Below are 25,649 nucleotides of genomic sequence, written 5' to 3'. Positions count from 1 at the left end.
TTTTTATTGTGCCAGGACAATAGAGCACAGATAAAATTTGAAGTATCTGCCCGGATTATGTATGATTATATCAATTCAATTTATATATGAACCAGAAAATGCAGAAAAACATATAATATCAAAATGGTGAATAGCATTTGATTACTGCGGTACTCGGTCTTGAGTAGCGAAGGTTTAAATTAGAAGGAAAATGGAAAAAATGGTGTTGGTATCATTCCGTTTATTACTGTCAAACCACGATGAGGGATATTTATGTTAATTCGATATAAAAAGGCATTCGAAAAGATTGCAATGGGCTTGTTATCTTTCATGCCAAATGAGAAGGATTTAAAAAAACTTCAGCAGACGATGAGGAATTACGAAACAGATGATTCATGGCAGCTGTTTTTATGGAAGGAAGGTGAAGATATCATCGGGCTTTTGGGTGTTAACTTCGCTGAGGATAAAATGATGCAGCTTCTCCACATATCTGTGAATCCATCCCATCGTCATCAGGGAATTGGGAAACGCATGGTCAATGCATTGCAGGAGATGTTTCCGGAATGGACGGCAATCGCAAATGCTGAGACGGCATCCTTTTTTGAAAAATGCAGCCAGGAAGATAATAGTGTTGAAGGCAGTGGATGTTAAATCCCTGCCTTTTCTTACTTTTTGGAGATGAAAACCTTCTATTTTACCTGCTTTTTCTTTCCTCCTGAGCCATCCTGCGTTCGGAGATCACCTCGGTCCGATCCCTTGTTGAGTGCCTGTGGATCAAGTCTGGATTGTCCATATCACTAGTCTTTCCCCATGTAAAACCATTCTGTTTGCATTCTTCAAGGCAAAGCTTTTTCAACTCAGCGTCAATTATGGGCAGATTGAAGCTTGTATATGGTACATTGTTGAACAAGTTTTTTCTCCTCTTGCCGAGGAATTCGGTCAGCAGATCAGCGTCGATTCCCAAGCGGCGTATTGCCTGCATGTCTGACGAAAATAGCTCGATTGCTTTACCTAAAGTCCTAATAGCCCCTGAAAAGTTTTTCCGGCGATGGTGGTAATTAGAAACAGCGAGCAGAATCAGTGCGACCCAGATCGATTTTTTATTTCCAGCATCTGTAGCTTTCCAATATTCCTCTAAAATTTCATGGCATTCAAAATAATCCCTGTCTCCATGGAAATGGGCGAGATATTGTATATAGGAAACTGGATACTTAGTCATAATTAAACCCCCAATCAACTAACAATAGCTTAGCATATATTCCACCTATTCGTAGCATGGAAAAGCTGATTTAAAGAGGAAAATGCCCGGCTTTTGCCGGGCATTCCACAATTTTCACTGTTGCCTGGTTTTATAACCACGCTGCACCAATGATGATGAGCAAAATGAAAAGCACGATGATTAAAGCGAAACCTGCTCCGTAGCCATAGCCTTTACCATCAGACATTTAACATACCTCCTAATAGTGAAATAGCCTAATATACATTTTCAGCATATGCAGCAGGAAAGGAAATGGTTTGGGCGCTTGCGGATTTCTGAACGGAGCTGCTTCTAAATTAGTGATGGATAACATGGAGTTAATCTACTATACTTATATAATGATGCAGTTCAATATAGGAATTTTGGTGGGAAATGATGCAATATAATGTGAAAATCGAGGCCTTTGAGGGTCCGCTGGATTTACTTCTGCACTTAATCAATACTTTGGAGATAGATATTTACGACATACCGGTAGCGAAAATCACAGAACAATACTTAATGTATATTCATGCGATGAAGGAATTGCAGCTTGACGTGGCAAGTGAATACCTTGTGATGGCAGCAACACTTTTAGCAATCAAAAGCAAGATGCTGCTTCCGAAGCATGAAGAAGAGCTGGAAGATGAATTTGAATACGATCAGGAAGATGATCCCCGTAATGAGCTTGTCGAGAGATTGATTGAATATAAAAAATTCAAAGAGGCTGCCAGTGATTTGAAGTCACTTGAAGAGGAAAGAGGGCTTATGTACACGAAGCCTCCAAGTGATCTTACTGAGTACTCTAATGATAGTAAGAGCGATAACGCTGATCTTGATATCTCTTTATATGATATGCTGGGTGCTTTTCAGAAGCTTTTAAGAAGGAAAAAGCTCCAAAGGCCGATGTCCACCAAGATCGCGCGGCAGGAAATATCGATTGAAAAAAGAATGGACGAGGTCCTGACCTTCCTGAAAGAAAGCGGAACAAGGAAAAAATTCAATGATTTGTTCCCTGAATCTGACCGTGAGCATATTGTCGTTACGTTCCTGGCAATACTTGAGCTGATCAAGCGGAAGGAAATCGATGTCGAGCAGGAACAAAACTTTGCTGAAATTTATATGACATCAAGAAAGGAGTAAAGCGGTGGGAATTGTGAAGTGGAAAGGAATATTGGAGAGCCTGCTTTTTGCAGCTGGAGATGAAGGCTTGAGCCTTAAGCAAATCACCTCCGTGCTTGAGGTCGATGAAATCCAGGCCAATGAAATAATTGTCGGACTGCAGAGTGACTATGACCGGGATGAACACCGCGGCATTACCATTGTCCAACTGGCAGGAGTATATCAGCTAGCTACAAAAAAAGAACATGCTGTATACCTTAAAAAGCTGGTTGAATCGCCTGGTACCGCTCATTTATCCCAGGCAGCCCTGGAAACCCTTGCGATTGTCGCATATAAACAGCCGATTACGCGCGCCGAAATCGAGGAAATCCGCGGAGTAAAAACAGAGAGGCCGCTTCATACGCTTTCTTCACGAGCCCTGATCAAGGAAGTTGGAAGGGCAGAAGGAACAGGCCGTGCCATTTTGTACGGGACAACAAAAGAATTCCTCGATTACTTCGGCTTGAAAAACATAAACGAACTTCCGCCACTGCCGGAAAATATTGAAGAAGACGAACTGCAGGATGATGCAGATCTGTTCTTCGAGAAATTCCAGGAAACAATGGAAATGGACCAATAGCAGTTGTGCACAAAGTTTGGAATTTATGATAAAATCAAAATAATCATTCAGGAAGTGCTTTGAATGTGAGACCAGTCTTTAAAGCATTTCTTGCTACATAAGGATTTAAGAATGAATGTCCAACGGGAGGAATAACATGCTTATAAAGCAATGTGTTGGTTATGAACTTGAAAAGGAAAAATCAAACACCTCAGAGGATTTTTTCAACCGGAGTGAAGTCACTTTTGCAGAAGATGGCACAGAGAAAACCCTGCATGTATTGTATGTCAGGTATTTTGATGAGCTGGTTGGAAGCATTACTCCATTCACTGAAAACCCAGTCTTTAAAGCAGGTAATAAGGAAGTATTCATGAAGGACCTGGTAGCACTTGCAGCACTTTTGAAAAATCCGGGATACAGACATCGTAAAAGGGTATATATAAATGAACAGAAAGAGTTCGCGGAAATTTTCAAGGGCCTGGATTTCAGCAAGATTCCCGGAATTTATGAGGGCATCGAGCAAAAAGGCGCATTTGAGGTGCGCTCTCCTTTAGATTATATTGTCCAGCCGGTATAAAGGACGGAGTGCGAAGGGGATAGGTGAAAAACATCACCTTAGCTATAACAGACATGGTCAAAATCCATTGGGGGTGTCATTTTGGGGAATACAATCGTAAAAACACAAATTGAAGAAGTAAGAGAATTCCTGTCCGCTACAGTCGTTAAGCTTGAGGGCTTTCTGAATGGAACAACGCTGGAGGGCTTAAAACAGGGCCAGCCAGCTGATGAGGAATATTATAAGTCCATCCTGTCAAGTCTCCGTAAGCTTGCGGTTTATTGTGAAGAAGGGCTGGATGCCTGCAAGGTAATCCTGCAGGCCGAAGTGTTTTCAAAACCAGCAGCGGAAAAGACATTATACAGAATCTACTATCAGTGCATTGAAGAATTCTTCTCTCCAAAAAATGATGCCTGGTACGAAGACAGCCGATCCGCTTATACCGGCAAGAATGCAATCAAGTTCAGGCAGCCAGTGGCAGCTGAACTAAGCGACTTGCTCGTCAGCCTGGAAAGCGGCTTCCAGAGGATTCGTGAAGAACTTGAATACTATGAAACGGATTACCGGACAAAAATGCTTCAATCAAGATAATCTTTCTAAGGAACAGCCAATATCAGGCTGTTCCTTTTCTTATTCCAACTGCCGAAAGCAGAAGTACAGAGCGTGAACATAGAGTTAAAACACTCCTTTTATGTCATAACATGCCTTGTCCCGCATAAACTTGTACAAACTGCCAAAGGAGACGAGGGTCAATCAATGAAAAGGATTTTGATGAAACTATTAATGATCGTCACTCTGTTGATATACGGCATACCCGGAACAGTCCAGGCCTCTGTTTCCGTAAGTGCCCGGAGTGCTATTTTAATGGAACAGGAATCTGGAAGGGTGTTATTCGAAAAAGATGCGCACAAGGTGAGCAGGATTGCCAGTATTACCAAAATCATGACAGCGATCCTCGCGATTGAATCGGGCAAGTTGGATGAAATGGTAAAAGTAAGTGATCGGGCAGTCCGGGCTGAGGGATCATCGGTTTATTTGAAGCCAGGTGAAAAAATCAGGCTCGAGGACCTGGTGTATGGACTGATGCTGAGATCAGGGAATGACGCAGCCGTCGCCATTGCGGAACATGTGGGTGGCAGTGTCGATGGGTTTGTATTCATGATGAATGAGAAAGCGCAGCAAATCGGAATGACAGATACTCATTTTGCCAATCCGCATGGCCTGGATGATCATGAAAATCATGTATCAACTGCATATGATATGGCGTTATTGACTCGCTATGCGATGAATAATGAGGAATACAAGAAGATTTCGGGAACGAAGATCCACCGGGCTCCAAACCCGACAGAAACCTGGGATAGGGTGTGGAAAAATAAGAACAGGCTCCTGACAGAAAAATACAAGTACAGCACAGGAGGGAAAACAGGTTATACAAAACGGGCAAAAAGGACGCTGGTATCTACTGCAAAAAGAGGCGACTTTGAAATGATCGCCGTCACTCTCAATGCACCCGATGATTGGAATGACCATATCCAGATGTTTGAAACGGCATTTTCCGATTATGATATCGCGGAAATTCTTTCGAAAGGTAAAGTGGATGGAATCAAGGAATCTCAATATAAAACCAAAGTCTATCTGGACCATTCCTTTGTTTACCCGCTTACTTCAGAAGAAGAAGAACTAGTGAGGGTTGAATATCGATTAAAAAAACTGGGGAAGGACCAGCGTGATCTGCAGAATCAGAAGATTGCCGGCCGGGCAAATGTTTTCCTTGATGATAAACAGATTGCCAGTTTGCCTGTTTATTTCAAACTTGAAGAAAAAGAGCAAAAGTCATTTTTTGATTTTTTTAAAAATATTTTCACATCAATAGCAGGGGTCAAGGATCATGGTTAACTATATCTGGGTCGTAATGATCTTAATTGGCCTGGGATTTGCGATGATCAACGGCACAATGACAGAGGTGAACGAAGCGGTCTTTACAGGGGCGAAGGAAGCGATCACGCTGAGTATCGGCTTGATCAGCATCCTTGTTTTCTGGCTGGGCATGATGCGGATCGCTGAGGATTCAGGATTATTGTCCAAGCTTTCCAGCTTATTTAAGCCATTTATCTCCAGGCTGTTCCCGGAAGTTCCTCCAAGCCATCCTGCGATGGGCTATATCCTTTCCAACATGATCGCGAATATGTTTGGTCTTGGGAATGCGGCTACACCACTCGGAATCAAAGCAATGGAAGAACTGAAAGAGTTGAATGATGGGAAAAACGAAGCCAGCCGTTCGATGATCACCTTCCTGGCGATCAATACAGCGAGTATTACTTTCATCCCGACCACTGTAATTGCGATCAGGATGAATTATGATTCCGCAAATCCAACAGATATAGTGGGACCTACCCTTGTGGCAACTGCGGTTTCAGCAGTTGCAGCGGTACTGATTGACCGGTTCTTTTACTATAGACGGAGCAAAAAGGGGTAAATCAAAATGGAAATTGTATCCGCAATATCACTATGGTTCATCCCTGTCTTGATCGCTTTCATCCTGATTTATGGAACGTATAAAAAAGTCCCCACATATGAAAGTTTTGTAGAAGGGGGCAAGGAAGGGATCAAAATGGCCGTCTCCATCATGCCGTTCCTGGTAGGGATGATGGTCGCAATCGCAGTCTTCAGGGCATCGGGAGCACTTGATGTGATGGTGAGCTGGATTCGTCCCGGACTGGAGATGGCAGGGATACCTGCTGAAATCGTTCCGCTCGCGCTGATCAGGCCAATTTCAGGGACAGCGGCACTAGGAATAACGAGCGACCTGATTAGTGTCCATGGACCGGATTCATTTATTGGTACCCTTGCTGCCACACTGCAGGGAAGTACGGACACTACCTTTTATGTCCTCACTGTATATTTCGGTGCGGTTGGGATCAAAAAGATGGGTGATGCTCTCAAAGTCGGCCTCCTTGCTGACGCAGTGGCAATTATAACAGCAATCATTGTTGTGACATTAATGTTTTCAAAATAAGATATACGAATATGCAAAAAGAATAGTCAAATAGAAAATAGAGAAGCTTAGAATATATAATGTTCTGAGCTTCTCTATTTTTGTTAGCAATTAGGAACGTTTCCGCTCTTTTTGAATTCCCCACCCTTTTCTGCCTGCCTGTAATGTAATATTTTAACATAGGGAACTCCATGTTTATGTTCCTTTTTTAAATATGGACATAGCTTTGTTTAAAGCTGGATTTTCGCCAATTTGTGACCAAATCGACATTAGGAAGGTGAAGTTAGCGAAACAATGTTAAAAAAGTATTAACATTCCCGATTTATTTTTCGCTTTTTACACCATTGCTTACTTTGAAATAAGCGAAAGTTATGTCATAATTCATAAGGATGGATTAGATATTTACATAACCCACGGTTAATTGATATTAATTAGGAGTGACCTTCATGGAAAGACTGCAAAAAGTGATTGCTCATGCAGGAATAGCATCGAGAAGAAAAGCCGAGGAAATGATCCTCGAAGGCAGAATCAAGGTAAATGGCAGTGTAGTCAAAGAACTTGGCCGCAAGGTGACTTCCTCTGACCGAGTCGAAGTGGATGGAGTACAAATTGAGGGTGAAGAACCGGTATATTTCTTGTTCTATAAACCTCGCGGAGTCATTTCAAGTGTCCAGGATGACAAAGGGCGAAAAGTCGTGACTGACTTTTTCCAGACCATCGAACAGCGCATATATCCTGTAGGGCGGCTGGATTTTGATACATCGGGCCTGCTTTTGTTGACGAACGACGGGGAATTCGCGAATTTGCTCATGCATCCCAGCAATGAAATTGACAAGGTTTATGTTGCAAAGGTTAAAGGGATTCCGTCGCGAGAAAAGCTGACAAGCCTGGCGCGAGGCATTATGCTCGAAGATGGCAAAACCGCACCGGCAAGAACCAAGATGCTGAGTGTGGATAAAAAGAAAGATACTGCTATTGTTGAAATCACGATTCATGAGGGTCGGAACAGGCAGGTCAGAAGAATGTTCGAGGCAATTGGCCATCCTGTATTGAAACTCAAACGCGAAAAATACGGATTCCTCACTTTGAATGGTCTGAGAACGGGGGAAATCAGGGAGCTTACACATCACGAAGTGAAACAGCTGCGTGTATTGGCAATGAAAAAATCCTGACTTTTCAACATGTAAATAGGTATAATGATATAATAAGGGAGAAATACGGTGGGAGGTTTAGGGAATGAAAAAAAAACGACTAATCACTCGGACAATCATTCTCGCAGTAATGGCTTTGGCTGTCGGTTATACCCTATATGCCAACATGAATAAGGATAAGAATCACAAAATCGTAGTTGGGAAACCTGCTCCAGACTTTGTCCTCGTTGATATGGAAGGCAATAAGCACAGGCTTTCTGAATATAAAGGGCAAGGGGTGTTCCTGAACTTCTGGGCAACCTGGTGCAAACCTTGCGAAAGGGAAATGCCTTATATCGAAAATCAGTACCAGCAGTTCAAGGATCAGGGTGTACAGGTGCTTGCGGTTGATTCAGGTGAAACAGAGCTGGTTGTCAACAGATTCATAGACCGAAAAGGACTGAGTTTCCCTGTCATGATAGACGATGGAGCAGTCCAGGCAGCATACGGAATCAATCCGCTTCCAATCACTTTTCTGATTGACAAAGAAGGCAATGTAGTGAAAAGTCATACCGGGGAATTAACTGAAGAAACAGTCCGTGAATTCATGGAACAGATTAAACCTTAAAGTAAGGGGAACAGGGAGTTTTTACTATGAAAGAAGTAAAATGTGAGTGCGGCCATGTCAATCCGCAGGGAACGATCCTTTGTGAATCTTGCGGAAGAGTGCTTGAGGAAAAAGAGAAAGAAAAGCAGCTTCTTGACATGCGCTATGAGGGAAGCGCCCGTCGTTCACAAACTTATAACAAGACGATAATCGATAAGATCTGGAATTTCTTTTCATCGGTGAAAGTGGGGGTATGGCTGATTGTCATCCTCCTGATTGCATCTTCATTAGGGACAATTTTCCCGCAGGAAATGTACATTCCGCCTGTAATGCCTGCCTCGGAATACTATGAAGAAAAATATGGCTGGCTTGGCAAGCTTTATTATGATCTTGGATTCCATAACTTATACAGTTCCTGGTGGTATTTGATCCTGATCGCTGCTCTTGGCATTTCACTTGTAATTGCTAGTCTTGACAGGGTGGTTCCATTATATAGGTCCCTGAAAAAACAAAGGGTATCAAGACATGAGAGTTTCTTGAAACGCCAGAGAATGTTCAGTGTGCATGAAGCTGAATTGTCCGGTGAGGGAACGGAGAAAATCAAAGGGAATTTAGCGAAAAAGGGATATAAACTGCGTGAGGAAAACGGTGATCTCCTTGCTGAAAAAAACCGCTTTTCCAGGTGGGGGCCTTATGTTAACCACCTCGGCCTGATCATTTTTTTGATTGGCGGTATGCTCCGCTTCGTACCGGGAATGTATGTAGATGAAATTCTTTGGTTAAGGGAAGGCGAAACGAAATCGATTCCTGGTACTGAAGGACGTTATTATCTGAAAAACAATCAATTTATCTTCGAAGTATATGACAAGGATAAAGATGAGAAAGTCTTCAAGGATGCCATCAATAAGGTTGGTACGGTTGTTAAAAACTATCAGACGAATGCCACTCTATACGAGAGGCAGGGGGATATTGTCCCTGGAGAAAAACCTGAGCTTGAAAAGGTCCGTGACCAGGCGATTCAGGTTAATAAGCCTTTGAAAGTAGATGGTTACGCCCTGTACCAGGTGGATTATAAGCTTGGTGAAATGAGCAAGATGGCATTCAAGCTCGAGAATAAAAAGACAAAAGAACAATTTGGCGATGTCCAAGTAGATTTATATGATCCTAAAATGAACTATGATTTAGGAAATGGATACAAGGTTGAAGTCATGAGCTATTTCCCGGATTTTGAGTTCAATGAAGATGGGGAGCCTGCGACGAAATCACGTATTCCAAATAATCCTGCCTTCATTTTCAAAATGTTCACCCCTGAAAAGCCGGATGGCGAAGTCAGCTTTGTTGCGATCAGGCAGAATCTTGAGCCTTTAGGCGAAAATGATTACAAGATGTCATTTGCAGGAATCGAAACGAAGAATGTAACGGCCCTGACTGTCAGAAAAGACCTCACACTGTGGATTATCGGTCTTGGAGGATTGATTTTCATGATCGGCGTCGTCCAGGGTGCATACTGGAACCATCGTCGCCTATGGTTAAGAAGAATCAATGGCCAGATTTGGACAGCCGCTCACACAAATAAAAACTGGCATGGTTTGAAGAGGGAGCTTGATGATGTCTTTGCTGATTCAGGAATCGATGCTCCAGAAGACCAGGACGCCGAAGATAAAAAGGAGTAAGGAGGGAATATAATGGTTGAGTTAAGTTCGAACTTTCTGTTTACAGCTTTTATCCTCTATTTAGTCGGTATTTTGTTTTTTGGGGGAGCGATCAAGGATAAGAGACATGCCGATAAAAAAGGTGGCCCGAATAGATGGGCAAAGATTGGAATCATTGTAACGATTGCAGGTTTCCTCTCCCAGTTGACATTTTTCATCTTAAGATGGATTGCATCCGGCCACGCGCCGGTCAGCAATCTGTTCGAGTTTACGACATTCTTCGGCATGTCATTGGTAGGCGCCTTTATCATTATTTATTTCATGTATAAAACGCCATTGCTGGGCTTGTTCACACTGCCGGTAGCTGCTTTGATCATTGCTTATGGAAGTATGTTCCCAAGGGATGTCACACCATTGATTCCGGCATTGCAGAGTTATTGGCTTCATATTCACGTAACCACCACAGCGATCGGGCAGGCAATCCTGGCAGTGAGTTTTGCTGCCGGCCTGATTTACCTTGTTAAAAGTGTAGACCAGACGAAGAGAACCAAAAGTAACATCTGGCTGGAAGTTGTCTTGTTTGGGTTGATCAGTACACTCGGATTTGTGTTTGTATCAAGCTACTTTGCAGCAACGGACTATTCAGCGAACTTCAACTATGTAAATAAAGAAGGTCAGCCTGCGACAGAGAAATACACGATTCCTGCCATCGTTGGACCTCATCAGTATGAACTTACTGACAAAAATCGTTTTGAACCAATGTTCGAGACACCTGCCATCATCAGTGCGAAGAAATTGAATACGGTTATTTGGTCACTTGCAGCGGGTATAGTATTATATGCTTTAATTAGACTTATCCTGCGTAAGCGCGTAGCAGCTGCCCTTCAGCCTTGGACGAAGAATATCAACCTGGATCTTGTTGATGAAATCGGCTATCGTTCCGTGCTGATCGGATTCCCGGTCTTTACGCTCGGAGGCCTGATTTTTGCCATGATCTGGGCACAAATTGCCTGGACAAGATTCTGGGGTTGGGACCCGAAAGAGGTTTGGGCACTGATCACCTGGCTGTTCTATGCAGCGTTCCTTCATTTGCGCCTTTCAAAAGGGTGGCATGGAGAAAAATCAGCATGGCTTGCGGTCATCGGTTTTATCATCATCATGTTCAATCTTGTAGCGGTTAACCTTGTTATCGCAGGACTGCATTCATACGCAGGTTCCTGATTTGTGTCAAAATATTGACAGCCTTCACTGTTTTAAGTGAAGGCCTTTTTTAAAAAAGCATGGAAAGAATACTCTTGTTTATGTAAAATAATCGCAGGGAGGGATATACCTTATGGAAAAAGAAGTGAAGATTTTAGTAGTTGATGATGAAGAAAGAATCAGAAGATTATTGAAGATGTATCTTGAAAGAGAGAACTATATAATTGATGAAGCAGAAGACGGAAATGAAGCGCTGGCGAAATCGCTTGCAAACGATTACGACGTCATCCTGCTTGATTTGATGATGCCAGGGAAAGACGGAATCGAGGTTTGTCGTGACCTTCGTGAAAAGAAGTCGACTCCTGTCATCATGCTCACAGCTAAAGGTGAGGAAGTGAACAGGGTACAGGGGTTCGAGGTTGGAACAGATGATTACATCGTTAAACCATTCAGCCCGCGTGAGGTCGTATTGCGTGTCAAGGCGATGCTCCGACGTTCTTCCAGCACCAGCTACCTGCAGACTGAAACGACTGCAAAAGATGTGATTGTTTTCCCTCATTTAACCATTGATAATGATGCCCATAGGGTTTTAGCAGATGGCAAAGAGGTTAGCTTGACTCCTAAGGAATATGAATTGCTTTATTTCCTTGCAAAAGCTCCGGATAAAGTTTTTGACAGGGAGCAATTATTGAAGGAAGTATGGCATTATGAATTCTTTGGTGATTTGCGCACAGTAGACACGCATGTAAAAAGATTACGTGAGAAGTTGAATAAAGTATCTGAACAGGCTGCTAAAATGATTGTTACAGTCTGGGGGGTTGGCTACAAGTTCGAGGTAGTCAATGAATGATGTTTTGGCGAAGCGTAGTAGGTAAGCTTTGGATTACCATTCTTTTGCTCGTTTCATTCGTATTGTTCATCCTGACAGTCATGCTGATGGAATTCTTTGAAAACTATCATATAAATGAGACTCGTAAAGATATGACCAATACGGCTGAAAAAATCGCCAGGGTGCTTGAAGACCACCCTGGCAACGAAGAAGGTCTAGGCCTTGAGATTGCATGGGAAATGGTCGATGACAATGCAAGGGTCACGGTCATCAGGGATCAAAATACTTATTTTTATTCCCCTGGCAGTGAGGAAGCAGCTCATGTGCCGATATCCTTTTTTACAAAAGACAAAGATCTTTCTGAAGTTTTCGAAAGAGACAAGACAGTGGATATTATTACTTCATTGCCCGGTGTTTCTAATAAGGTAGATGATACCCAATATTTAATGATTGGGGTACCGCTGCATCAGTATGAAAAAGGAAATGGCGCTGTTTTTATTTATCAGTCCTTAGCTGTCATGCAAGAAACAACACGCCTGACCACGAAGTTCATCCTGCTTGCAGCAGGTGTTGCGATTGTCCTTACGACCATCTTTGCTTTCTTCTTATCGACAAGGATTACCTCTCCATTAAGGAAAATGAGAGAGGCGGCCTTTGAAGTCGCCAGGGGTAAGTTTGACACTAAGGTGCCGATCCTCACCCATGATGAAATTGGCGAATTAGCCACGGCCTTCAATCAGATGGGCCGGCAGCTGAAATTCAACATGAACGCACTGAGCCAGGAAAAGGAACAGCTGACAAGCATCCTGAGCTCTATGGCGGATGGGGTAATCACCTTCAATCGCGACGGAACGATCCTGATTACGAATCCTCCTGCGGAGATTTTCCTAAGATATTGGTATTATGAGCAAGGCCTTGCATCAGAGAATACAGATGCGGTCCCTTCCGAAGTCATGGAGTTATTCCAGCTGGCAGTCAATACGGAGAAAGAACAAGTTGGCGAAATCACTGCCCAGGGAAGGACATGGGTCATCATTGTCAGTCCCCTTTATAATAAGCGGTTCATCCGTGGTGCAGTGGCCGTAGTAAGGGACATGACCGAGGAAAGAAAGCTCGACAAAATGAGGGAAGATTTTATCGCAAATGTTTCGCATGAACTGCGAACACCGATTTCGATGATGCAGGGGTACAGTGAAGCGATTGTCGATGATATCGCCCAGACAGATGAAGAGAAGAAGGAAATGGCTAAAGTCATTTACGATGAGTCCCTCAGAATGGGCCGTCTCGTTAATGAACTCCTTGATTTAGCCCGCATGCAAGCAGGACATATCCTGCTTAATGTGGAGTCAGTCGAATTGGAACCATATATCAACCGGGTCATCCGCAAGTTCCAAGGTCTTGCGAAGGATAAAGGAATTGACCTGTCTGCACAGCTTGAAGCAGAGGAACCGCACTTCCGCTTTGACCCCGACAGAATCGAGCAGGTACTGACGAATCTAATCGATAATGCCATCAGGCATGTGCCGGATTCAGCGGCAGTTGATATCAAAGCGAGAACCGACGAACGCGGCTTGTATTTCGAAGTCAGCGACCAGGGGCCAGGCATTCCTGAAGAAGACTTGCCGTTCCTGTTCGAACGCTTTTACAAGGGTGATAAGTCAAGAACACGAGGAGTTTCCGGAACGGGTCTGGGACTGGCTATCGCCAAAAATATCATCGACGCACATCGAGGTATTATCTCTGTAAAAAGCAAACTAGGACAAGGTACGACATTTTCCTTTTTCATCCCTCGAAATATCGAATAACTTGCCGACTATTCTTGATTCACAAGGAACAATGATTATTCCCGCAAGAGGCTGCCCAAATCTCATCAGATTGTGGAAGCCTCTTTGTATTTTCATCAGCTTATTTCGCTCCGTTATATTTTGGTGTTCGCGTATTGCTCTTGGCGAAGGGGATATTGTCCCACTGCCGGACAGGACCGGGAAAGAATCAGGAAAAGTGTCCGTCATCCAGGCTATGATGGACAGAAATAGCGAAGAATTCTGGAAAAATGTCCGTCATAATGGTGATGACGGACGGAAATACCGGAGAATCCTGCAAAAGTGTCCATCATAAAGGTGATGACGGACGGAAATAGTGAAGAATCCTGAAAAAAGTGTCCATCATAATGGTGATGACGGACGGAAATAGCGAAGAATCATGAAAAACTGTCCATCATGAAGGTGATGACGGCCAGAATTAGCAAAGAATCCAGGAAAAGTGTCCCTCGTCTACGCGCTGACGGACAAAAACACTAAAAAAGCAAGAAAAAGTGTCCGTCATGTATTCAACCACTCACTACAAGACAAATATATTTCCCTTCGGAAAAACCCTTTCATTTCCAATCTAAAAATAATATAGTTAATATGAAACTTTCTTATCTATTTTACGACTAATCTAATGAATGCGGAGGCGAAAAGACCTATGAACTCCGTTTTTGATGAATTGTATCAAAAATATCATCATGACGTTTTTCAATTTTTATTTTATATGGTGAAAAGCAGGGAATTGGCAGAGGACCTTGTTCAGGAAGTATACATCCGTGTTCTCAAGGCTTATGACAGGTTCGAAGGGAAAAGCAGTGAAAAAACCTGGCTGTTTTCTATCGCGAAGAATGTCGCGATCGATCATTTCCGAAAACAGAAGGGCTGGAAGCAGCGATTGCTTGAAACCTTCGATATGTCTGCACGGCAGGTAAGGGATGAGCAGCCGCTGCCGGAGGAAATGGCGCTTCAAAGTGAAGAAATCCAAATGATGTACAAGTGCCTCGATCAATGCACAGTCGACCAGCGTATGGTCATCATCATGCGCTATATACATGAACTGACGATATCCGAGACGGCCGAAGCTTTATCGTGGACGGAAAGCAAGGTCAAGACTACACAGCACCGTGCTTTGAAGACACTGAAAAAGCTTATGGAAGAAATGATTGAAAAGGAAGGGATGACTAGTGAAAAAGTCACAGCTAAGCGATAAGCAGCTAGAAGATCTCCTCGGCCAGATGCCAAAGATAAAAGACCATCGCGACTCTCGTGACATTTATCAGAATATCGCCCATCGAGTGGAAAAAAGAAAGAAAATGCCCGCATGGATCATTCCAGGTGCGGCTCTCGCTGCGGTACTCTTCCTCGCCTTTATTCTTTCCCCAGGATTGTTGGGAAACAATACTTCTGAACAAATGAGCATGGACAGTAAATCTGCTACGGGAGAAAAATCATCCATGGAAATGGATACTGCAATCAGCGATGATTCAGCAAAGAAAAGTGCTGTTGAGAAGGAAAACACACTCTTGAGGGATTCAGCAGATAAGAAAGAAGAGGCTGAGGAATTCATCAAAATGGATAAAGCCAATCCATATGACGGGCTGATTTCTGTATATCCAGATGAGTTCGATACTGAGGCTTCAGAAATCTTCACCTATGCAATTCCCGACCAGCAGGCGCAGGCTGTTGTGCCAGTTACGGTAACAAGGCCGAAGGAAACGGGGAAAACCTGGATCGAGAGCTATACGGAAACAATGCAAATGCTTAAGGAAGTGGACTGGGGGCTTACTGATTATTACCCAATGGATGCTTCCTGGAGCTATGAGGAAGCGACAAAAACATTGAGCATAGATGTTAAAGAAGATCACCCTTTTAGAAATGGAAGTACACCAAACGTAATTTTCGTTGATGCAATGACACAAAATTTTTCTCGAAAAGGCATCGAGAGAATGATGTTGACAACAGAGGGTAACCCGGGGATTGACTTAGGGAACTATGGTCAAATGGAAGAACTTCCACTTAATGCCAAAACAACAAAAAGAAGAGCATACTTGTTCTTGTCGGTGGAAGGGATGTCAAATCCATACCTTGTACCGACAAAAGAACAGCATAAGACAATTGACGAAGCATTTGCGCAGATGTGGAAGGGAGATGAAATCGGGTATCTTTCACCTTCACTTCCGGAAAATTTCAAGCTTGCAAAAACTGAATCTAATGATAAAGTGCTCGAGATTACCTTGACGGATGAAACGAAGCTGCAGGAAGATTTCATGCCGAATCTCGAGGCAATCCTGATGACAGCGAGCGAGTTTGATTATAAAGGTGTAAGGTTTACTAATGCAAACATTGACCAGCTTGGGCCTTTCAATTTGAAAGAAGTACTACCGCTGCCACTTGCTCCAAACAAAAAGAATATCGAAAGTGAATAAATGAGCTGCTGTCTTTGAAAAAGCAGCTGAATATTTTTTGAAAAAGGAAGGCCGTGCAGGTCTTCCTTTTTTGCGTTGTAGTGAATGCAACTAATTTTCCTTCTTTTGCATAAAAAAGCAGCTAACCACCAATTATAACGAATGTGCTTTTTAGCTGCTGCTTTTCCATACCGCAGTTCTATTTTCGTACAGGCTGTCATAGGGATGGAAAGGGAGTAAAAAGTTAAGGAGGAAGAAAATGCAGGATTATATAAAGCGATTGCTCATTGCCGGGTTAATGGCACTCTGTATCAGCTTGCTGTTTCTTGGCGGAAAGCACTCTCAGGCAGAAATGCTCGATATACCGGAACTGACTTCAGACTGGGTATGGCCGGCAGAAGGGGTCATTACAGACCTTTACGGAACACGCCATGGCCATCATAAAGGAATTGATATCGCAGGTGAGCTCAAAACACCTATACATAGTGTTGATCAAGGGATCGTTACAAAATCATATTATTCTGGTTCATACGGTCATGTTGTATTCATTAAGCACGATAACAACCTGGAAACTGTTTATGCGCATTTAAATAAAAGGAATGTTGAGGAAGGACAGGCTGTCAAGCAGGGAGATATCATCGGCCTTATGGGCAATACGGGAGATTCCTCAGGTGTCCATCTTCACTTTGAAATCCATAAGGAAAAATGGACATATGAAAAAGAAAATGCTGTGGACCCCGTTTTGGCGCTGGGAGACACCGCTGTAGGAGAGCCAGTTGACGCTTTGGCGAAGGTGGAAGAAGTGACAATGGAAACAGTCGCCAGACTGCGGTTAGCTGATGATATTGCGATTAATGATCAGCATGGCAGTCTGAAAGCTGAATCTAAGGAAAAGGATCAACAGAAGTCAGCGGAAGCCATTCCGCAGCAACCCGAAATAAAGCATACAGTCAAAGCTGGAGAGACTCTTTGGTCGATCGCAAAAATCTATCATACATCAGTAAATTCAATCAAGCATAGTAATCAGCTTGATGGAGATCAAATATCCCGTGGTACTGTTTTGGTCATCGGGAAACCTGCTGACAATAAGTACGTCGTAGTTTCCGGGGACACTTTGATTTCGATTGCCAGGAAGACAAATTCAACTGTCAGCCAGTTGAAAGCATTGAACAACTTGACTACGGACACAATCAAGCCGCAGCAAATATTGGATACCCGATAAGCAATTTCTTGTTCCTATCATCACTTGAAAGTATAATGGGGAAAAGAGTCGCAAAGGGGATGGGGACGATGCTGACGGATTATCATAATCATCTGGAAAGAGGCACATTGACACTCGATTATTTGAAGCAGTTTACGGATACAGCGAGCTCAAAAGGAATTCAGCATTTCGGGATATCAGAACATGCATATCACTTTTATCAAACAGCGGACATTTTGCGGAATAGCTGGGTGGATGAACGAAGATTTTATGATATGGCTGATTATGTCGGTCTATTCGAAGAAGCCTGGAGAAATGAAATTGACGTGAAGATGTCCATTGAGATGGATTACACCCCAGGCAAACATGAAGAAATGGAACGATTCATCAAAAGCTACGATTTTGATTATGTAATCGGATCGATTCATTGGATTGGCGATTTTGGGATTGACCTGGCTGAATATCGAAAAGAATGGGATAAAAGGGACTTAAAGGATGTATACCGAAACTACTTTGACCAGGTCGTGACCCTTGCGCAGTCTGACTTGTTTGATATTATTGGACATATTGATCTTGTGAAAATCTTTAACTATGTCCCCGAAGATGAAAGTTTTCTATTGGAACAGTATGACAGGGCGACAACAGCACTGGCGCAATCAAAGACTTGCGTCGAAATAAGTACTGCTGGATTACGGAAACCTACTCAAACATTGTATCCAGATAAAAGGCTATTGCAAATGTGCCTTGATAAAAAAATTCCGATCGTATTATCATCGGATGCCCATGTCCCTGAACATGTTGGCGCGGATTTTGATCAGGCTCTTGAGCTTGCGAAAGAGGTTGGCTACAAAGAGATCATGACTTTTTCAAAAGGAGAACGAAAAGCTTTTCCGCTGGGTTAAGCCTGATTGACAGACGAATAAAAAACAGGCCTCCAATTCAGATTCGAGGCCTGCTTCGTGTATTTAGAGAATGATGCTATTGATTGTTACGATATCTTGCAGTGACCCGAGCTTGGCGATCATATCATTCGAAAGCGGCTTGTCAAAGGATAGGACCATTATCGCTTCTCCGCCAGCTTCCTTTCTGCCAACCTGCATGGTTGCGATGTTCACATCATGGTCGCCAAGTATCCTTCCTACATGGCCGATTACACCAGGACGGTCCATATGCTGGATATATAGCAGGTTGCCTGATGGATGGAAATCAATGTTAAATCCATCGAGACTGACAATCCTTGGGCCGTAGTTTTCTATATAAGTTCCTCTCACTGTAAAATCATCTCCGTCTCCGCTTGCGGTGATGGTCACGGTGTTTGCATAGCCGAACGAGTTTCCGGTCACTTTTTCCCCGACCATGATTCCACGCTCTTTCGCGATATGAATCGCATTCACTTCATTCACCTTCACATCAATTCGATTTTCGAAAAAACCTGAAAGTAGTGCTTTTGTCAAAAAGGAGGTTTCAAGTTCAGCAGCCGTCCCTGAATAGGTGGCTGTCAATTCATTTACGCCTTTGTTATGGCATTCCGATACGATTTTCCCCATTTCCTTTGCAAGCTGGTGGAAAGGCTGTATTTTTTCATAAATTTCTTTGGACATGGCCGGCAGATTAATTGAGTTGGCAACAGGATTATTTTCAAAAAAAGTCCTGATTTCCCTGGCAACCTGAGTAGCGACATTCAACTGTGCTTCTTTCGTTGAGGCGCCAAGGTGTGGGGTGACAATGACGGAATCAAATTTAAGTAAAGGGTGTTCCCCTGGGGGTTCGACTTCGAAAACATCGAGGGCAGCACCTGCTACGTGGCCTTTTTCGATAAAGTGGGCGAGGGCCATCTCATCGATGATTCCGCCTCTGGCGCAATTGAGGAGATAGACCCCTTTTTTCGTCTGGCTCAAAGTCCTTTCGTTAAGAAGCCCTTTTGTTTCTTTCGTCAAAGGAGTGTGGACGGAGATGATATCCGCTTCCTGAAGAACGTTGTCGAAAGTAGATAATTGTACTCCTAAGACATCTGCTCGTTCTTTCGTTAAAAATGGATCGTACACCTTAACGGACATGCCGAAAGCCCTTGCCCTTTTGGCAAGCTCGGATCCGATCCTTCCTAATCCGATGATTCCCAATGTTTTGCTGTGAAGTTCATTCCCGATAAACTGATTTCTTTTCCATTCCCCATTTTTTACGGTTGAGTGTGCCTGCGGGATATTCCTCATCAATGCAGACATCATCGCAAAAGTATGTTCAGCAGTGGAAATCGTATTGCCGTCTGGGGCGTTGACGACGACAATCCCTCTTTTCGTCGCTGCGGCAATATCAATATTATCAACACCGACACCTGCACGTCCGATGATTTTCAGTGAAGGCATGGAGTCGAGCAGCTCGGCCGTCACCTTTGTCGCACTTCTTACTAATAACGCGTCGACTTTTTCCAAACTGACAAGTCCGGAATCAATTCCCCCTGTGTACACTTCTGCCTGCTCCCACTCCAGCAATGGCTGCAAGCCTTGTTCTTTGATTGAATCAGCAGCTAACACTTGAAACATTTTTGCCCACTCCCTTATGTAAATAAAAATAATTTTCTGATTATTTTACAAGACGAATATTCTTTTGTCAAATCCTCTTAATGTTCTTGAATTCAATGTAAACGCTCCCATAAAAAGAAGTCACTATTGGGATTTAAGCTTGATTTTCCGAATTTTGCAGGCTTTTCCTAATCATATTCAGCCAGGAAGGAGTATAGGATTGATTTGGTGCGGACATAAAAACGTCACAAGCAAACATCTTCACAAAAATTCTTTTTTTCAGTATAATAAACATGTTAATTAAATATGGTCTATCTTCGGGGCAGGGTGAAATTCCCGATCGGCGGTAATGAGTATCTTCTCTAAGCCCGCGAGCCTTTTGAGGCAGGATTTGGTGCGATTCCAAAGCCGACAGTATAGTCTGGATGGGAGAAGATGGAGGTTCTGCAGACGTTCAAAAAATGCAGGTTTGAACGTTTATTAAGCATGCCTTAGTCAATTCTCCCTCAAGCATAAAACTTGGGGGATTTTATTTGTCTATGGGTATGTGAATGCTGAACCTTTCTTCTTTATGTGAGATGGATCTCTATAAGGAGAGAGGGAAATGAAAAAATTTAGTGTAAAAGCAATGGTTTCAATTGGAATGTTGAGCAGTATATCTTATGTTTTAATGTTGCTGAATTTTCCGCTGCCGCCGTTTCCAAAATTCTTGATGGTCGATTTCAGTGATATTCCTGCATTGATCGCTGCTTTGATCTTCGGTCCGGCAGCTGGTATTTTAGTAGAACTTATAAAGAATATCCTTGATTACTTCATGACAGGCAGTGAAACTGGAGTGCCAGTAGGCCATTCTGCCAACTTTGCTGCAGGAGTTTTATTCATTCTGCCAACTTACTATCTGTATCAGCGGGTAAAAACTAAAAAGGGAATGACATTTGCCTTAGTGGCAGGGACGATCAGCATGGCCATTCTGATGAGTGTCCTTAATTACTATGTATTCCTGCCTGCTTATACATTGTTCCTGAATATGCCGGCAATGTCTGGTCCAGAAACAAAACAGTTTATTGTGGCGGGTATCCTGCCTTTCAACTTTGTTAAAGGCCTGATGATGTCTATTGTGTTCATGCTAATGTTCACGAGAATGAAAACGTGGATCGAAAGACAGCAAAATTATAAGAGTGCCTAATTTTATAATTGACGATATAAAGCAACGGCCTGCACCGTTGCTTTTTTGGTGCTTTTTCCCAGACACAATAAAAAAATTCCCGCTTAGGAAGCGGGAATTTATGTATGGTCTTATTCGAACTTCGTTGCGTCTCCGTCGAATGGCTCGTCAGCAACCTTGATTGAGTCAGTCGGGCATCCTTCAAATGCATCCATCATGTCATCGATCAATACGTCTGGAATTTCAACGATACCTTCGTTGTCATCAAGTGTTACGAATGCGATGCCTTCATCGTCGTAATCATAGATATCTGGAGCAGCTGCACCGCAAGCTCCACATGCAATACAAGTTTCTTTGTCAACAATTGTGTACTTAGCCATGATATAATTCCTCCCAAGTGTTTAACAATAATATGCTGTTTTCACCAATATCAGTGAAAACGTATTCCTCATATCTATTGTAAAACTGTATCGCCAACATTTCAATAAAAAAAGTATTGAGAATGCTTATCAGATAAGGCGTTGAATGGATTTTACGCTGAAAATAAAACATTCTGCTCGACATTTTCATGTTAAAATAATGGTATATTATTTTTCTGCTATAGCAGGACAGGAATTTTTTCCGTCAGCTTTGTTTATTATACCCAAAAAAATGTGGCAGGCAAATGGATGGAAAAATGTTTTAAGCCATCATAGGCATTAATTTCAAGGGTGATAGTATGAGGATAACCTATTTGGAGTCTGTTATTTTGTCGATATTGAAAAGAATCAATGGTGAGAGGACGATTTATTCTGTGTTTCACCTTTTACAGGGCAAACGCTCATCACAGACTATCCAGGATGCTCATCTATATAAAATCACCCCGTATTTCTCTACATACTCTTCTGTTACCCGGGATGGACTGGAAAAAATGGTCGAAAGGCTGAAGCACAGCGGTTTGGTAGAGGAGATAGCAGAATCGAAAGTTAAATTAACGTCCGGAGGGGAAGAGGTACTTGAACAGCGTTTATCTCAATGTACTCTCCCGAAATTTTTAAATGGCTGGAAGTACCATCAGGTAACTGAGTCCTTCTGGGAAAGATTGACTCTGCTCATCCAGGTGATTTCGAATCTGATCAATCAAGAACGATCCTATATCCCCATCAGGAATAAACCGGAAACACTTAGCTGGGTGAAGAGATATATCAGACAGCAAAATGAAGATCGCTATTTACTGGCTGAAAGGCTGTATGAAGAACTTATTTCAGCACTTGAGAATGAGGGGACCAGACCGGAATTGGTCGTATTAAGGTTAACCGGTTTCAAGAAGATCGGCTTGACGATCATGCAGGCTTCTGAACGGACTGGCATAGAACCGGCTCATTATCATTATGAGTTTCTGAATTGTATGCATGCCATGTTCGACAAGATTACCGGTGACCCATACGTATATCCGCTTTTGAGTGGATTGTTGAATAAGGCAGAACGAGAGGTGCCATTGACGCTTTCAACCGACAAAACGTATAAATTTCTTAAAAGGGGCTACAGCCTTGATGAAATAGCCGCTGTCAGAAACCTTAAGCACAGCACGATCGAGGATCATATTGTAGAAATTGTGCTTACAATAAAGGAATTTGATATAGATCACTTTGTACCATCTGATAAAAAGGAAAGAATATTGATGGCTGCACAGCAAAATTCCGCAAAAAAACTGAAACAAATTAAAGAACGCGTGGCTGATGCCTCTTATTTTGAAATCAGGCTTGTTCTCGCTAAATATGGTGATGCCGAATGGAACTGAAACATTATCTGGCTAAATATTTTCATTTTACTGATTTCCGTCCGGGACAGCGTGAAACAATTGAAGCTGTCTTAGAGAAAAATCATACTATATCGATGCTGCCGACAGGTACAGGAAAGTCACTTTGCTATCAGTTACCAGGTTACCTGCTTGATGGTCCAGTTTTGGTTGTATCACCACTTCTGTCGCTGATGCAGGACCAGGTTGAGCAAATGATGGCCATGGGTGAAAAGAGAGTGATTGCCTTAAATTCCTTCTTATCTCCGCGGCAAAAGGCCCAGGGACTTGAGCAACTCGAAAAATTCAAATATATTTTCATATCTCCTGAAATGCTGGGGATTGATTCAATATTGGATCGGCTGATGAAGCTGTCTGTGTCCCTTTTTGTTGTGGATGAGGCCCACTGTATCTCACAGTGGGGTTATGATTTCAGGCCTGACTATCTTAAGCTTGGGGAATACCGCAAGAAGCTTGGACAACCGTTGACGCTTGCATTAACAGCCACTGCCACAAAGGAAGTTCGCAGAGATATTGCTGAAAAGCTTTGTCTTGAGGAATGGAATGAGATAGTCTATTCGGTGGACCGTCCATCTATTTCGCTCACTCTCGAACAAGCATCGTCATTCCAGGAAAAGCTGGAAAGGACAACCGAGCTGGTGAAATACCTAAAAGGGCCTGGGATCATCTACTTTTCAAGCAAGAAAGTGGCTGAACAAACAGCCGCACATTTGAGGGAGAAGGGCAGCAAGAATGTCATGGCTTATCACGGAGGACTTGATTCGGAAAGCCGGGTCCTGATCCAGCAGCAGTTCATCAATGGTCAGCTTGATGTGGTTTGTGCCACCAGCGCTTTTGGAATGGGCATCAATAAAGATAATGTACGGTATGTAATCCATTTTCACATGCCAATGCAAATCGAATCGTATCTTCAGGAAATCGGCAGAGCCGCAAGAGATGGTTTGGATTCCATCGCCGTTTTGCTGTATTCTCCAGGAGATGAACAGCTGGCGTACCAGCTCGCCGAGGCAGAACTTCCAGATCAGTACCAGGTGGAACGATTGTTCGGATTTTTAATTGAACATCAAATACCTTACCATGATTTGGACCATCGGGCCGAAGAGCTATCAATGATATGCGGATTCACGGAGATACAATGGAGGATTGTCGAAGAATACCTGTCCAGTCTTGGGAATGTAAATTATAAAGCCGATTCGGAAAATATGATTCAATTGATTGATAACCGTTTGTCTGTGAAAAAGCAGAAGATCCGGAGCATGCTTGAATGGATCCAGACAAAGGAATGCAAAAGAGCATTTATCCTGGAAACATTCAATGAACAACTGGCAGGAAAGCCTGAGAATTGCTGCAGCTGCTGTGGTATAAATATGGAGCATTATAAAGAAACCAAATCATCCATTGAACATGTGGAAACTGTGATGGATTGGAAGCGTGATTTGGCTTCAATTTTATTGATAAGTGAGCGGATAGAATGAAAGATCGGTATAAGGAAACCGTGGCGGGGCTTACTGAAAAGGAACTGCTTTTCCATCTTGCGGCTACTCAAATTTTACTATTAACGATTTCGTCCATTTTGGGTATGATAGTGTTTGATAGTATAAAAGAATTCACGGAATTATTCGTTTGGGATGATCAGAATATTTTGACGTACGGTTTAGGGGCAGGGGCGGCAGTTGTCGCGCTGGACGTCGTCCTTATGAAATATCTGCCGAAATCGTATTATGACGATGGTGGGCTGAACGAAAGAATATTCAGGAATAGAAGCGTCTCCCAGATCATGCTGATTGCAGCGGTGGTTGCTGCCAGTGAGGAAATACTCTTTCGGGGAGTCATCCAGACAAATACAGGTCTGATCATTTCGAGCATCATTTTTGCAGTCGTTCATTACCGTTATTTGTTCAATTGGTTTTTGTTTACTAATATTATCTTATTGAGTTTCTTGATTGGCTTTATATATATGGTCACGCACAACCTGGCAGTGACCATTATCATGCATTTTGTTATTGATTTCATCTTAGGTTTGATCATAAAATTCAGGACTCATGCAGCAAATGGGGGTACAGGAAGTGAATAAGGAAAAACCGATCAGGGACCAGGCGGAGCGGCTGAGAAAAAGGGTAGAACGCAAGTCTGATAGTAAAGTTGAGAAAAAGGATGCACTGCCGCCAAGAAGTGAGATCCATAGACAAAAACAGAAAAAAACGAAAGTGAAAGTTAAATACCCGGTGATCAGGCTGATGGCATTATTTTTCATTTTGCTGCCCATTACCTTTTTCAGCATCCTTTCCTATCTGGATGGTGAAGGTGGACCCTTGAATAAAACGCTTGAACGGGCTGGCGTGGAAATGATCAATGTGGAGAGTAAAGAAGACTGGAAAGACATAAAACAGGAAGAAGAAGATGCGGCACCGGTGTTAGAAGAAGTTTCCGAACCAACAGATGAAATCGAGGCAGCAGCAGCTGCTGCGCCTTCACCTTCACCTGCATCTTCCAATAACAGCGACAAGGACTCAACAGACACTGGTGCGGGTGGAGAGAAGGAAACGGTGGAGGGACAAGCGGCAGCCACTCCTGATCATAAGGATGAACAGGCATCCCCGACGACCTCATCCAACTCTGATGAAGGAGAAACCGCAAGCGAAGAAACAATCCTCTATCATACAGTAAAACCGAGTGAAACTTTATTCAGGGTGGCGATGACCTATTATAAGTCCCAGGATGGGATTCCGATCATCCAGAAAGCGAACAACCTGAAGGGCAATGAAATCAAGGCAGGACAAGTTCTTAAAATACCGATTAAAAATTAGCCGGAGTGAAAACTTCCGGCATTTTTTATTTCCCAAACTGAAGT

At 42.9% G+C, this 25,649-nt stretch carries 27 protein-coding genes and 1 riboswitch; of the genes, 23 read left to right on the top strand and 4 right to left on the bottom strand.

Annotated features, from left to right (window positions below):
• The first annotated feature begins 252 nt into the window (after positions 1 to 252).
• Positions 253 to 630: a GNAT family N-acetyltransferase gene (locus tag M3593_RS03760; RefSeq protein WP_251540765.1), complete on the top strand. Its 378-nt coding sequence runs from the start codon at positions 253 to 255 to the stop codon at positions 628 to 630.
• Positions 631 to 673: 43 nt separating this feature from the next.
• Here M3593_RS03760 and M3593_RS03755 read toward each other — a convergent pair whose 3' ends face one another.
• Positions 674 to 1,198 (bottom strand): DUF309 domain-containing protein, encoded by a 525-nt coding sequence (locus tag M3593_RS03755; protein WP_251540764.1) that lies wholly within the window; start codon positions 1,196 to 1,198, stop codon positions 674 to 676.
• A 130-nt stretch (positions 1,199 to 1,328) separates the two neighbouring features.
• The gene (locus M3593_RS03750) at positions 1,329 to 1,424 is read right to left on the bottom strand and encodes a YjcZ family sporulation protein (protein WP_144476626.1); all 96 of its coding nucleotides are present in this window, start codon (positions 1,422 to 1,424) and stop codon (positions 1,329 to 1,331) included.
• Between the two features lie 188 nt (positions 1,425 to 1,612).
• On the opposite strand from M3593_RS03750, the gene M3593_RS03745 reads away from it, so the two are divergent.
• The 17 genes from M3593_RS03745 to M3593_RS03665 all read left to right on the top strand — a co-directional run bounded on the left by M3593_RS03745 (position 1,613) and on the right by M3593_RS03665 (position 18,218).
• Positions 1,613 to 2,356, top strand: a complete 744-nt coding sequence (locus tag M3593_RS03745; protein WP_144476942.1) for a segregation/condensation protein A — start codon at positions 1,613 to 1,615, stop codon at positions 2,354 to 2,356.
• A 4-nt stretch (positions 2,357 to 2,360) separates the two neighbouring features.
• Entirely contained in the window at positions 2,361 to 2,954 is a 594-nt protein-coding gene (gene scpB / locus M3593_RS03740) for an SMC-Scp complex subunit ScpB (RefSeq protein ID WP_144476629.1), read from the top strand.
• Positions 2,955 to 3,090: 136 nt separating this feature from the next.
• Positions 3,091 to 3,510, top strand: a complete 420-nt coding sequence (locus tag M3593_RS03735; RefSeq protein WP_144476632.1) for a hypothetical protein — start codon at positions 3,091 to 3,093, stop codon at positions 3,508 to 3,510.
• Between the two features lie 81 nt (positions 3,511 to 3,591).
• Complete coding sequence (locus M3593_RS03730; RefSeq protein WP_144476635.1) at positions 3,592 to 4,080, top strand: YpuI family protein; 489 nt, start codon at positions 3,592 to 3,594, stop codon at positions 4,078 to 4,080.
• 165 nt (positions 4,081 to 4,245) lie between these two features.
• Positions 4,246 to 5,385: a D-alanyl-D-alanine carboxypeptidase family protein gene (locus M3593_RS03725; protein WP_251540763.1), complete on the top strand. Its 1,140-nt coding sequence runs from the start codon at positions 4,246 to 4,248 to the stop codon at positions 5,383 to 5,385.
• Positions 5,378 to 5,965 (top strand): nucleoside recognition domain-containing protein, encoded by a 588-nt coding sequence (locus M3593_RS03720; protein WP_251540761.1) that lies wholly within the window; start codon positions 5,378 to 5,380, stop codon positions 5,963 to 5,965. The genes M3593_RS03725 and M3593_RS03720 overlap by 8 nt, the downstream gene beginning before the upstream one ends.
• Before the next feature lie 6 nt (positions 5,966 to 5,971).
• Positions 5,972 to 6,505, top strand: a complete 534-nt coding sequence (locus M3593_RS03715) for a spore maturation protein (RefSeq protein WP_144476645.1) — start codon at positions 5,972 to 5,974, stop codon at positions 6,503 to 6,505.
• A 425-nt stretch (positions 6,506 to 6,930) separates the two neighbouring features.
• Entirely contained in the window at positions 6,931 to 7,656 is a 726-nt protein-coding gene (gene rluB / locus M3593_RS03710) for a 23S rRNA pseudouridine(2605) synthase RluB (RefSeq protein ID WP_251540760.1), read from the top strand.
• A gap of 64 nt (positions 7,657 to 7,720) precedes the next feature.
• Complete coding sequence (gene resA / locus M3593_RS03705) at positions 7,721 to 8,242, top strand: thiol-disulfide oxidoreductase ResA (RefSeq protein WP_144476651.1); 522 nt, start codon at positions 7,721 to 7,723, stop codon at positions 8,240 to 8,242.
• Positions 8,243 to 8,268: 26 nt separating this feature from the next.
• Positions 8,269 to 9,894, top strand: coding sequence for a cytochrome c biogenesis protein ResB (gene resB, locus M3593_RS03700; RefSeq protein WP_144476654.1), 1,626 nt, complete (start codon positions 8,269 to 8,271; stop codon positions 9,892 to 9,894).
• Positions 9,895 to 9,906: 12 nt separating this feature from the next.
• Entirely contained in the window at positions 9,907 to 11,094 is a 1,188-nt protein-coding gene (ccsB, locus tag M3593_RS03695; RefSeq protein ID WP_144476657.1) for a c-type cytochrome biogenesis protein CcsB, read from the top strand.
• Positions 11,095 to 11,206: 112 nt separating this feature from the next.
• Positions 11,207 to 11,923: a response regulator transcription factor gene (locus M3593_RS03690; protein ID WP_079509602.1), complete on the top strand. Its 717-nt coding sequence runs from the start codon at positions 11,207 to 11,209 to the stop codon at positions 11,921 to 11,923.
• Positions 11,920 to 13,707 (top strand): ATP-binding protein, encoded by a 1,788-nt coding sequence (locus M3593_RS03685; RefSeq protein ID WP_144476660.1) that lies wholly within the window; start codon positions 11,920 to 11,922, stop codon positions 13,705 to 13,707. The genes M3593_RS03690 and M3593_RS03685 overlap by 4 nt, the downstream gene beginning before the upstream one ends.
• A gap of 661 nt (positions 13,708 to 14,368) precedes the next feature.
• The gene (gene sigX, locus M3593_RS03680; RefSeq protein ID WP_144476663.1) at positions 14,369 to 14,920 is read left to right on the top strand and encodes an RNA polymerase sigma factor SigX; all 552 of its coding nucleotides are present in this window, start codon (positions 14,369 to 14,371) and stop codon (positions 14,918 to 14,920) included.
• On the top strand, positions 14,895 to 16,136 hold the full coding sequence (locus M3593_RS03675) for a hypothetical protein (protein ID WP_251540759.1): 1,242 nt from the start codon (positions 14,895 to 14,897) through the stop codon (positions 16,134 to 16,136). The genes sigX and M3593_RS03675 overlap by 26 nt, the downstream gene beginning before the upstream one ends.
• A 238-nt stretch (positions 16,137 to 16,374) precedes the next feature.
• Positions 16,375 to 17,337, top strand: coding sequence for a peptidoglycan DD-metalloendopeptidase family protein (locus tag M3593_RS03670; RefSeq protein WP_251540758.1), 963 nt, complete (start codon positions 16,375 to 16,377; stop codon positions 17,335 to 17,337).
• Positions 17,338 to 17,405: 68 nt separating this feature from the next.
• Positions 17,406 to 18,218, top strand: a complete 813-nt coding sequence (locus M3593_RS03665; RefSeq protein ID WP_144476672.1) for a histidinol-phosphatase — start codon at positions 17,406 to 17,408, stop codon at positions 18,216 to 18,218.
• 63 nt (positions 18,219 to 18,281) lie between these two features.
• Here M3593_RS03665 and serA read toward each other — a convergent pair whose 3' ends face one another.
• The gene (gene serA, locus M3593_RS03660; protein ID WP_144476675.1) at positions 18,282 to 19,856 is read right to left on the bottom strand and encodes a phosphoglycerate dehydrogenase; all 1,575 of its coding nucleotides are present in this window, start codon (positions 19,854 to 19,856) and stop codon (positions 18,282 to 18,284) included.
• A gap of 288 nt (positions 19,857 to 20,144) precedes the next feature.
• Positions 20,145 to 20,276: riboswitch (FMN riboswitch) on the top strand.
• 163 nt (positions 20,277 to 20,439) lie between these two features.
• On the opposite strand from serA, the gene M3593_RS03655 reads away from it, so the two are divergent.
• Positions 20,440 to 21,021 carry an ECF transporter S component gene (locus M3593_RS03655; protein ID WP_251540757.1) on the top strand — a complete coding sequence of 194 codons (582 nt, stop codon included), beginning with the start codon at positions 20,440 to 20,442 and terminating at the stop codon, positions 21,019 to 21,021.
• Between the two features lie 110 nt (positions 21,022 to 21,131).
• Here M3593_RS03655 and M3593_RS03650 read toward each other — a convergent pair whose 3' ends face one another.
• Positions 21,132 to 21,380, bottom strand: coding sequence for a ferredoxin (locus tag M3593_RS03650; protein ID WP_079509594.1), 249 nt, complete (start codon positions 21,378 to 21,380; stop codon positions 21,132 to 21,134).
• A gap of 368 nt (positions 21,381 to 21,748) precedes the next feature.
• Between M3593_RS03650 and M3593_RS03645 the strand changes: the two genes are divergently transcribed.
• Genes M3593_RS03645 through M3593_RS24210 form a run of 4 tightly spaced genes read left to right on the top strand, consistent with a single transcriptional unit; the run spans position 21,749 to position 25,605 of the window.
• Entirely contained in the window at positions 21,749 to 22,780 is a 1,032-nt protein-coding gene (locus M3593_RS03645) for a YpbB family protein (RefSeq protein ID WP_251540756.1), read from the top strand.
• Complete coding sequence (locus tag M3593_RS03640; RefSeq protein WP_251540755.1) at positions 22,771 to 24,273, top strand: RecQ family ATP-dependent DNA helicase; 1,503 nt, start codon at positions 22,771 to 22,773, stop codon at positions 24,271 to 24,273. Before M3593_RS03645 ends, M3593_RS03640 begins: the two co-directional genes overlap by 10 nt.
• Positions 24,270 to 24,872 (top strand): CPBP family intramembrane glutamic endopeptidase, encoded by a 603-nt coding sequence (locus M3593_RS03635; protein WP_144476687.1) that lies wholly within the window; start codon positions 24,270 to 24,272, stop codon positions 24,870 to 24,872. Before M3593_RS03640 ends, M3593_RS03635 begins: the two co-directional genes overlap by 4 nt.
• Positions 24,865 to 25,605 (top strand): LysM peptidoglycan-binding domain-containing protein, encoded by a 741-nt coding sequence (locus M3593_RS24210; protein ID WP_251540753.1) that lies wholly within the window; start codon positions 24,865 to 24,867, stop codon positions 25,603 to 25,605. The genes M3593_RS03635 and M3593_RS24210 overlap by 8 nt, the downstream gene beginning before the upstream one ends.
• The last annotated feature ends 44 nt before the right edge of the window (positions 25,606 to 25,649 follow it).

The organism is Mesobacillus sp. MER 48, assembly GCF_023714225.1.
In the GTDB taxonomy this organism is placed as follows: Bacteria; Bacillota; Bacilli; order Bacillales; family Cytobacillaceae; genus Mesobacillus; species Mesobacillus oceanisediminis_A.
Note: the sequence above shows the minus strand (reverse complement) of the source record. Positions and strands in the feature narration are given on the sequence as shown.

Bases quoted from the DNA above. Each gene is read 5' to 3' on its own strand.
- M3593_RS03760 (WP_251540765.1), top strand. From the start codon at position 253: ATGTTAATTCGATATAAAAAGGCATTCGAAAAGATTGCAATGGGCTTG.
- M3593_RS03755 (WP_251540764.1), bottom strand. From the start codon at position 1,198: ATGACTAAGTATCCAGTTTCCTATATACAATATCTCGCCCATTTCCAT.
- M3593_RS03750 (WP_144476626.1), bottom strand. From the start codon at position 1,424: ATGTCTGATGGTAAAGGCTATGGCTACGGAGCAGGTTTCGCTTTAATC.
- M3593_RS03745 (WP_144476942.1), top strand. From the start codon at position 1,613: ATGCAATATAATGTGAAAATCGAGGCCTTTGAGGGTCCGCTGGATTTA.
- M3593_RS03735 (WP_144476632.1), top strand. From the start codon at position 3,091: ATGCTTATAAAGCAATGTGTTGGTTATGAACTTGAAAAGGAAAAATCA.
- M3593_RS03725 (WP_251540763.1), top strand. From the start codon at position 4,246: ATGAAAAGGATTTTGATGAAACTATTAATGATCGTCACTCTGTTGATA.
- M3593_RS03720 (WP_251540761.1), top strand. From the start codon at position 5,378: ATGGTTAACTATATCTGGGTCGTAATGATCTTAATTGGCCTGGGATTT.
- M3593_RS03715 (WP_144476645.1), top strand. From the start codon at position 5,972: ATGGAAATTGTATCCGCAATATCACTATGGTTCATCCCTGTCTTGATC.
- rluB (WP_251540760.1), top strand. From the start codon at position 6,931: ATGGAAAGACTGCAAAAAGTGATTGCTCATGCAGGAATAGCATCGAGA.
- resA (WP_144476651.1), top strand. From the start codon at position 7,721: ATGAAAAAAAAACGACTAATCACTCGGACAATCATTCTCGCAGTAATG.
- resB (WP_144476654.1), top strand. From the start codon at position 8,269: ATGAAAGAAGTAAAATGTGAGTGCGGCCATGTCAATCCGCAGGGAACG.
- ccsB (WP_144476657.1), top strand. From the start codon at position 9,907: ATGGTTGAGTTAAGTTCGAACTTTCTGTTTACAGCTTTTATCCTCTAT.
- M3593_RS03690 (WP_079509602.1), top strand. From the start codon at position 11,207: ATGGAAAAAGAAGTGAAGATTTTAGTAGTTGATGATGAAGAAAGAATC.
- M3593_RS03685 (WP_144476660.1), top strand. From the start codon at position 11,920: ATGATGTTTTGGCGAAGCGTAGTAGGTAAGCTTTGGATTACCATTCTT.
- sigX (WP_144476663.1), top strand. From the start codon at position 14,369: ATGAACTCCGTTTTTGATGAATTGTATCAAAAATATCATCATGACGTT.
- M3593_RS03670 (WP_251540758.1), top strand. From the start codon at position 16,375: ATGCAGGATTATATAAAGCGATTGCTCATTGCCGGGTTAATGGCACTC.
- M3593_RS03665 (WP_144476672.1), top strand. From the start codon at position 17,406: ATGCTGACGGATTATCATAATCATCTGGAAAGAGGCACATTGACACTC.
- serA (WP_144476675.1), bottom strand. From the start codon at position 19,856: ATGTTTCAAGTGTTAGCTGCTGATTCAATCAAAGAACAAGGCTTGCAG.
- M3593_RS03655 (WP_251540757.1), top strand. From the start codon at position 20,440: ATGAAAAAATTTAGTGTAAAAGCAATGGTTTCAATTGGAATGTTGAGC.
- M3593_RS03650 (WP_079509594.1), bottom strand. From the start codon at position 21,380: ATGGCTAAGTACACAATTGTTGACAAAGAAACTTGTATTGCATGTGGA.
- M3593_RS03640 (WP_251540755.1), top strand. From the start codon at position 22,771: ATGGAACTGAAACATTATCTGGCTAAATATTTTCATTTTACTGATTTC.
- M3593_RS03635 (WP_144476687.1), top strand. From the start codon at position 24,270: ATGAAAGATCGGTATAAGGAAACCGTGGCGGGGCTTACTGAAAAGGAA.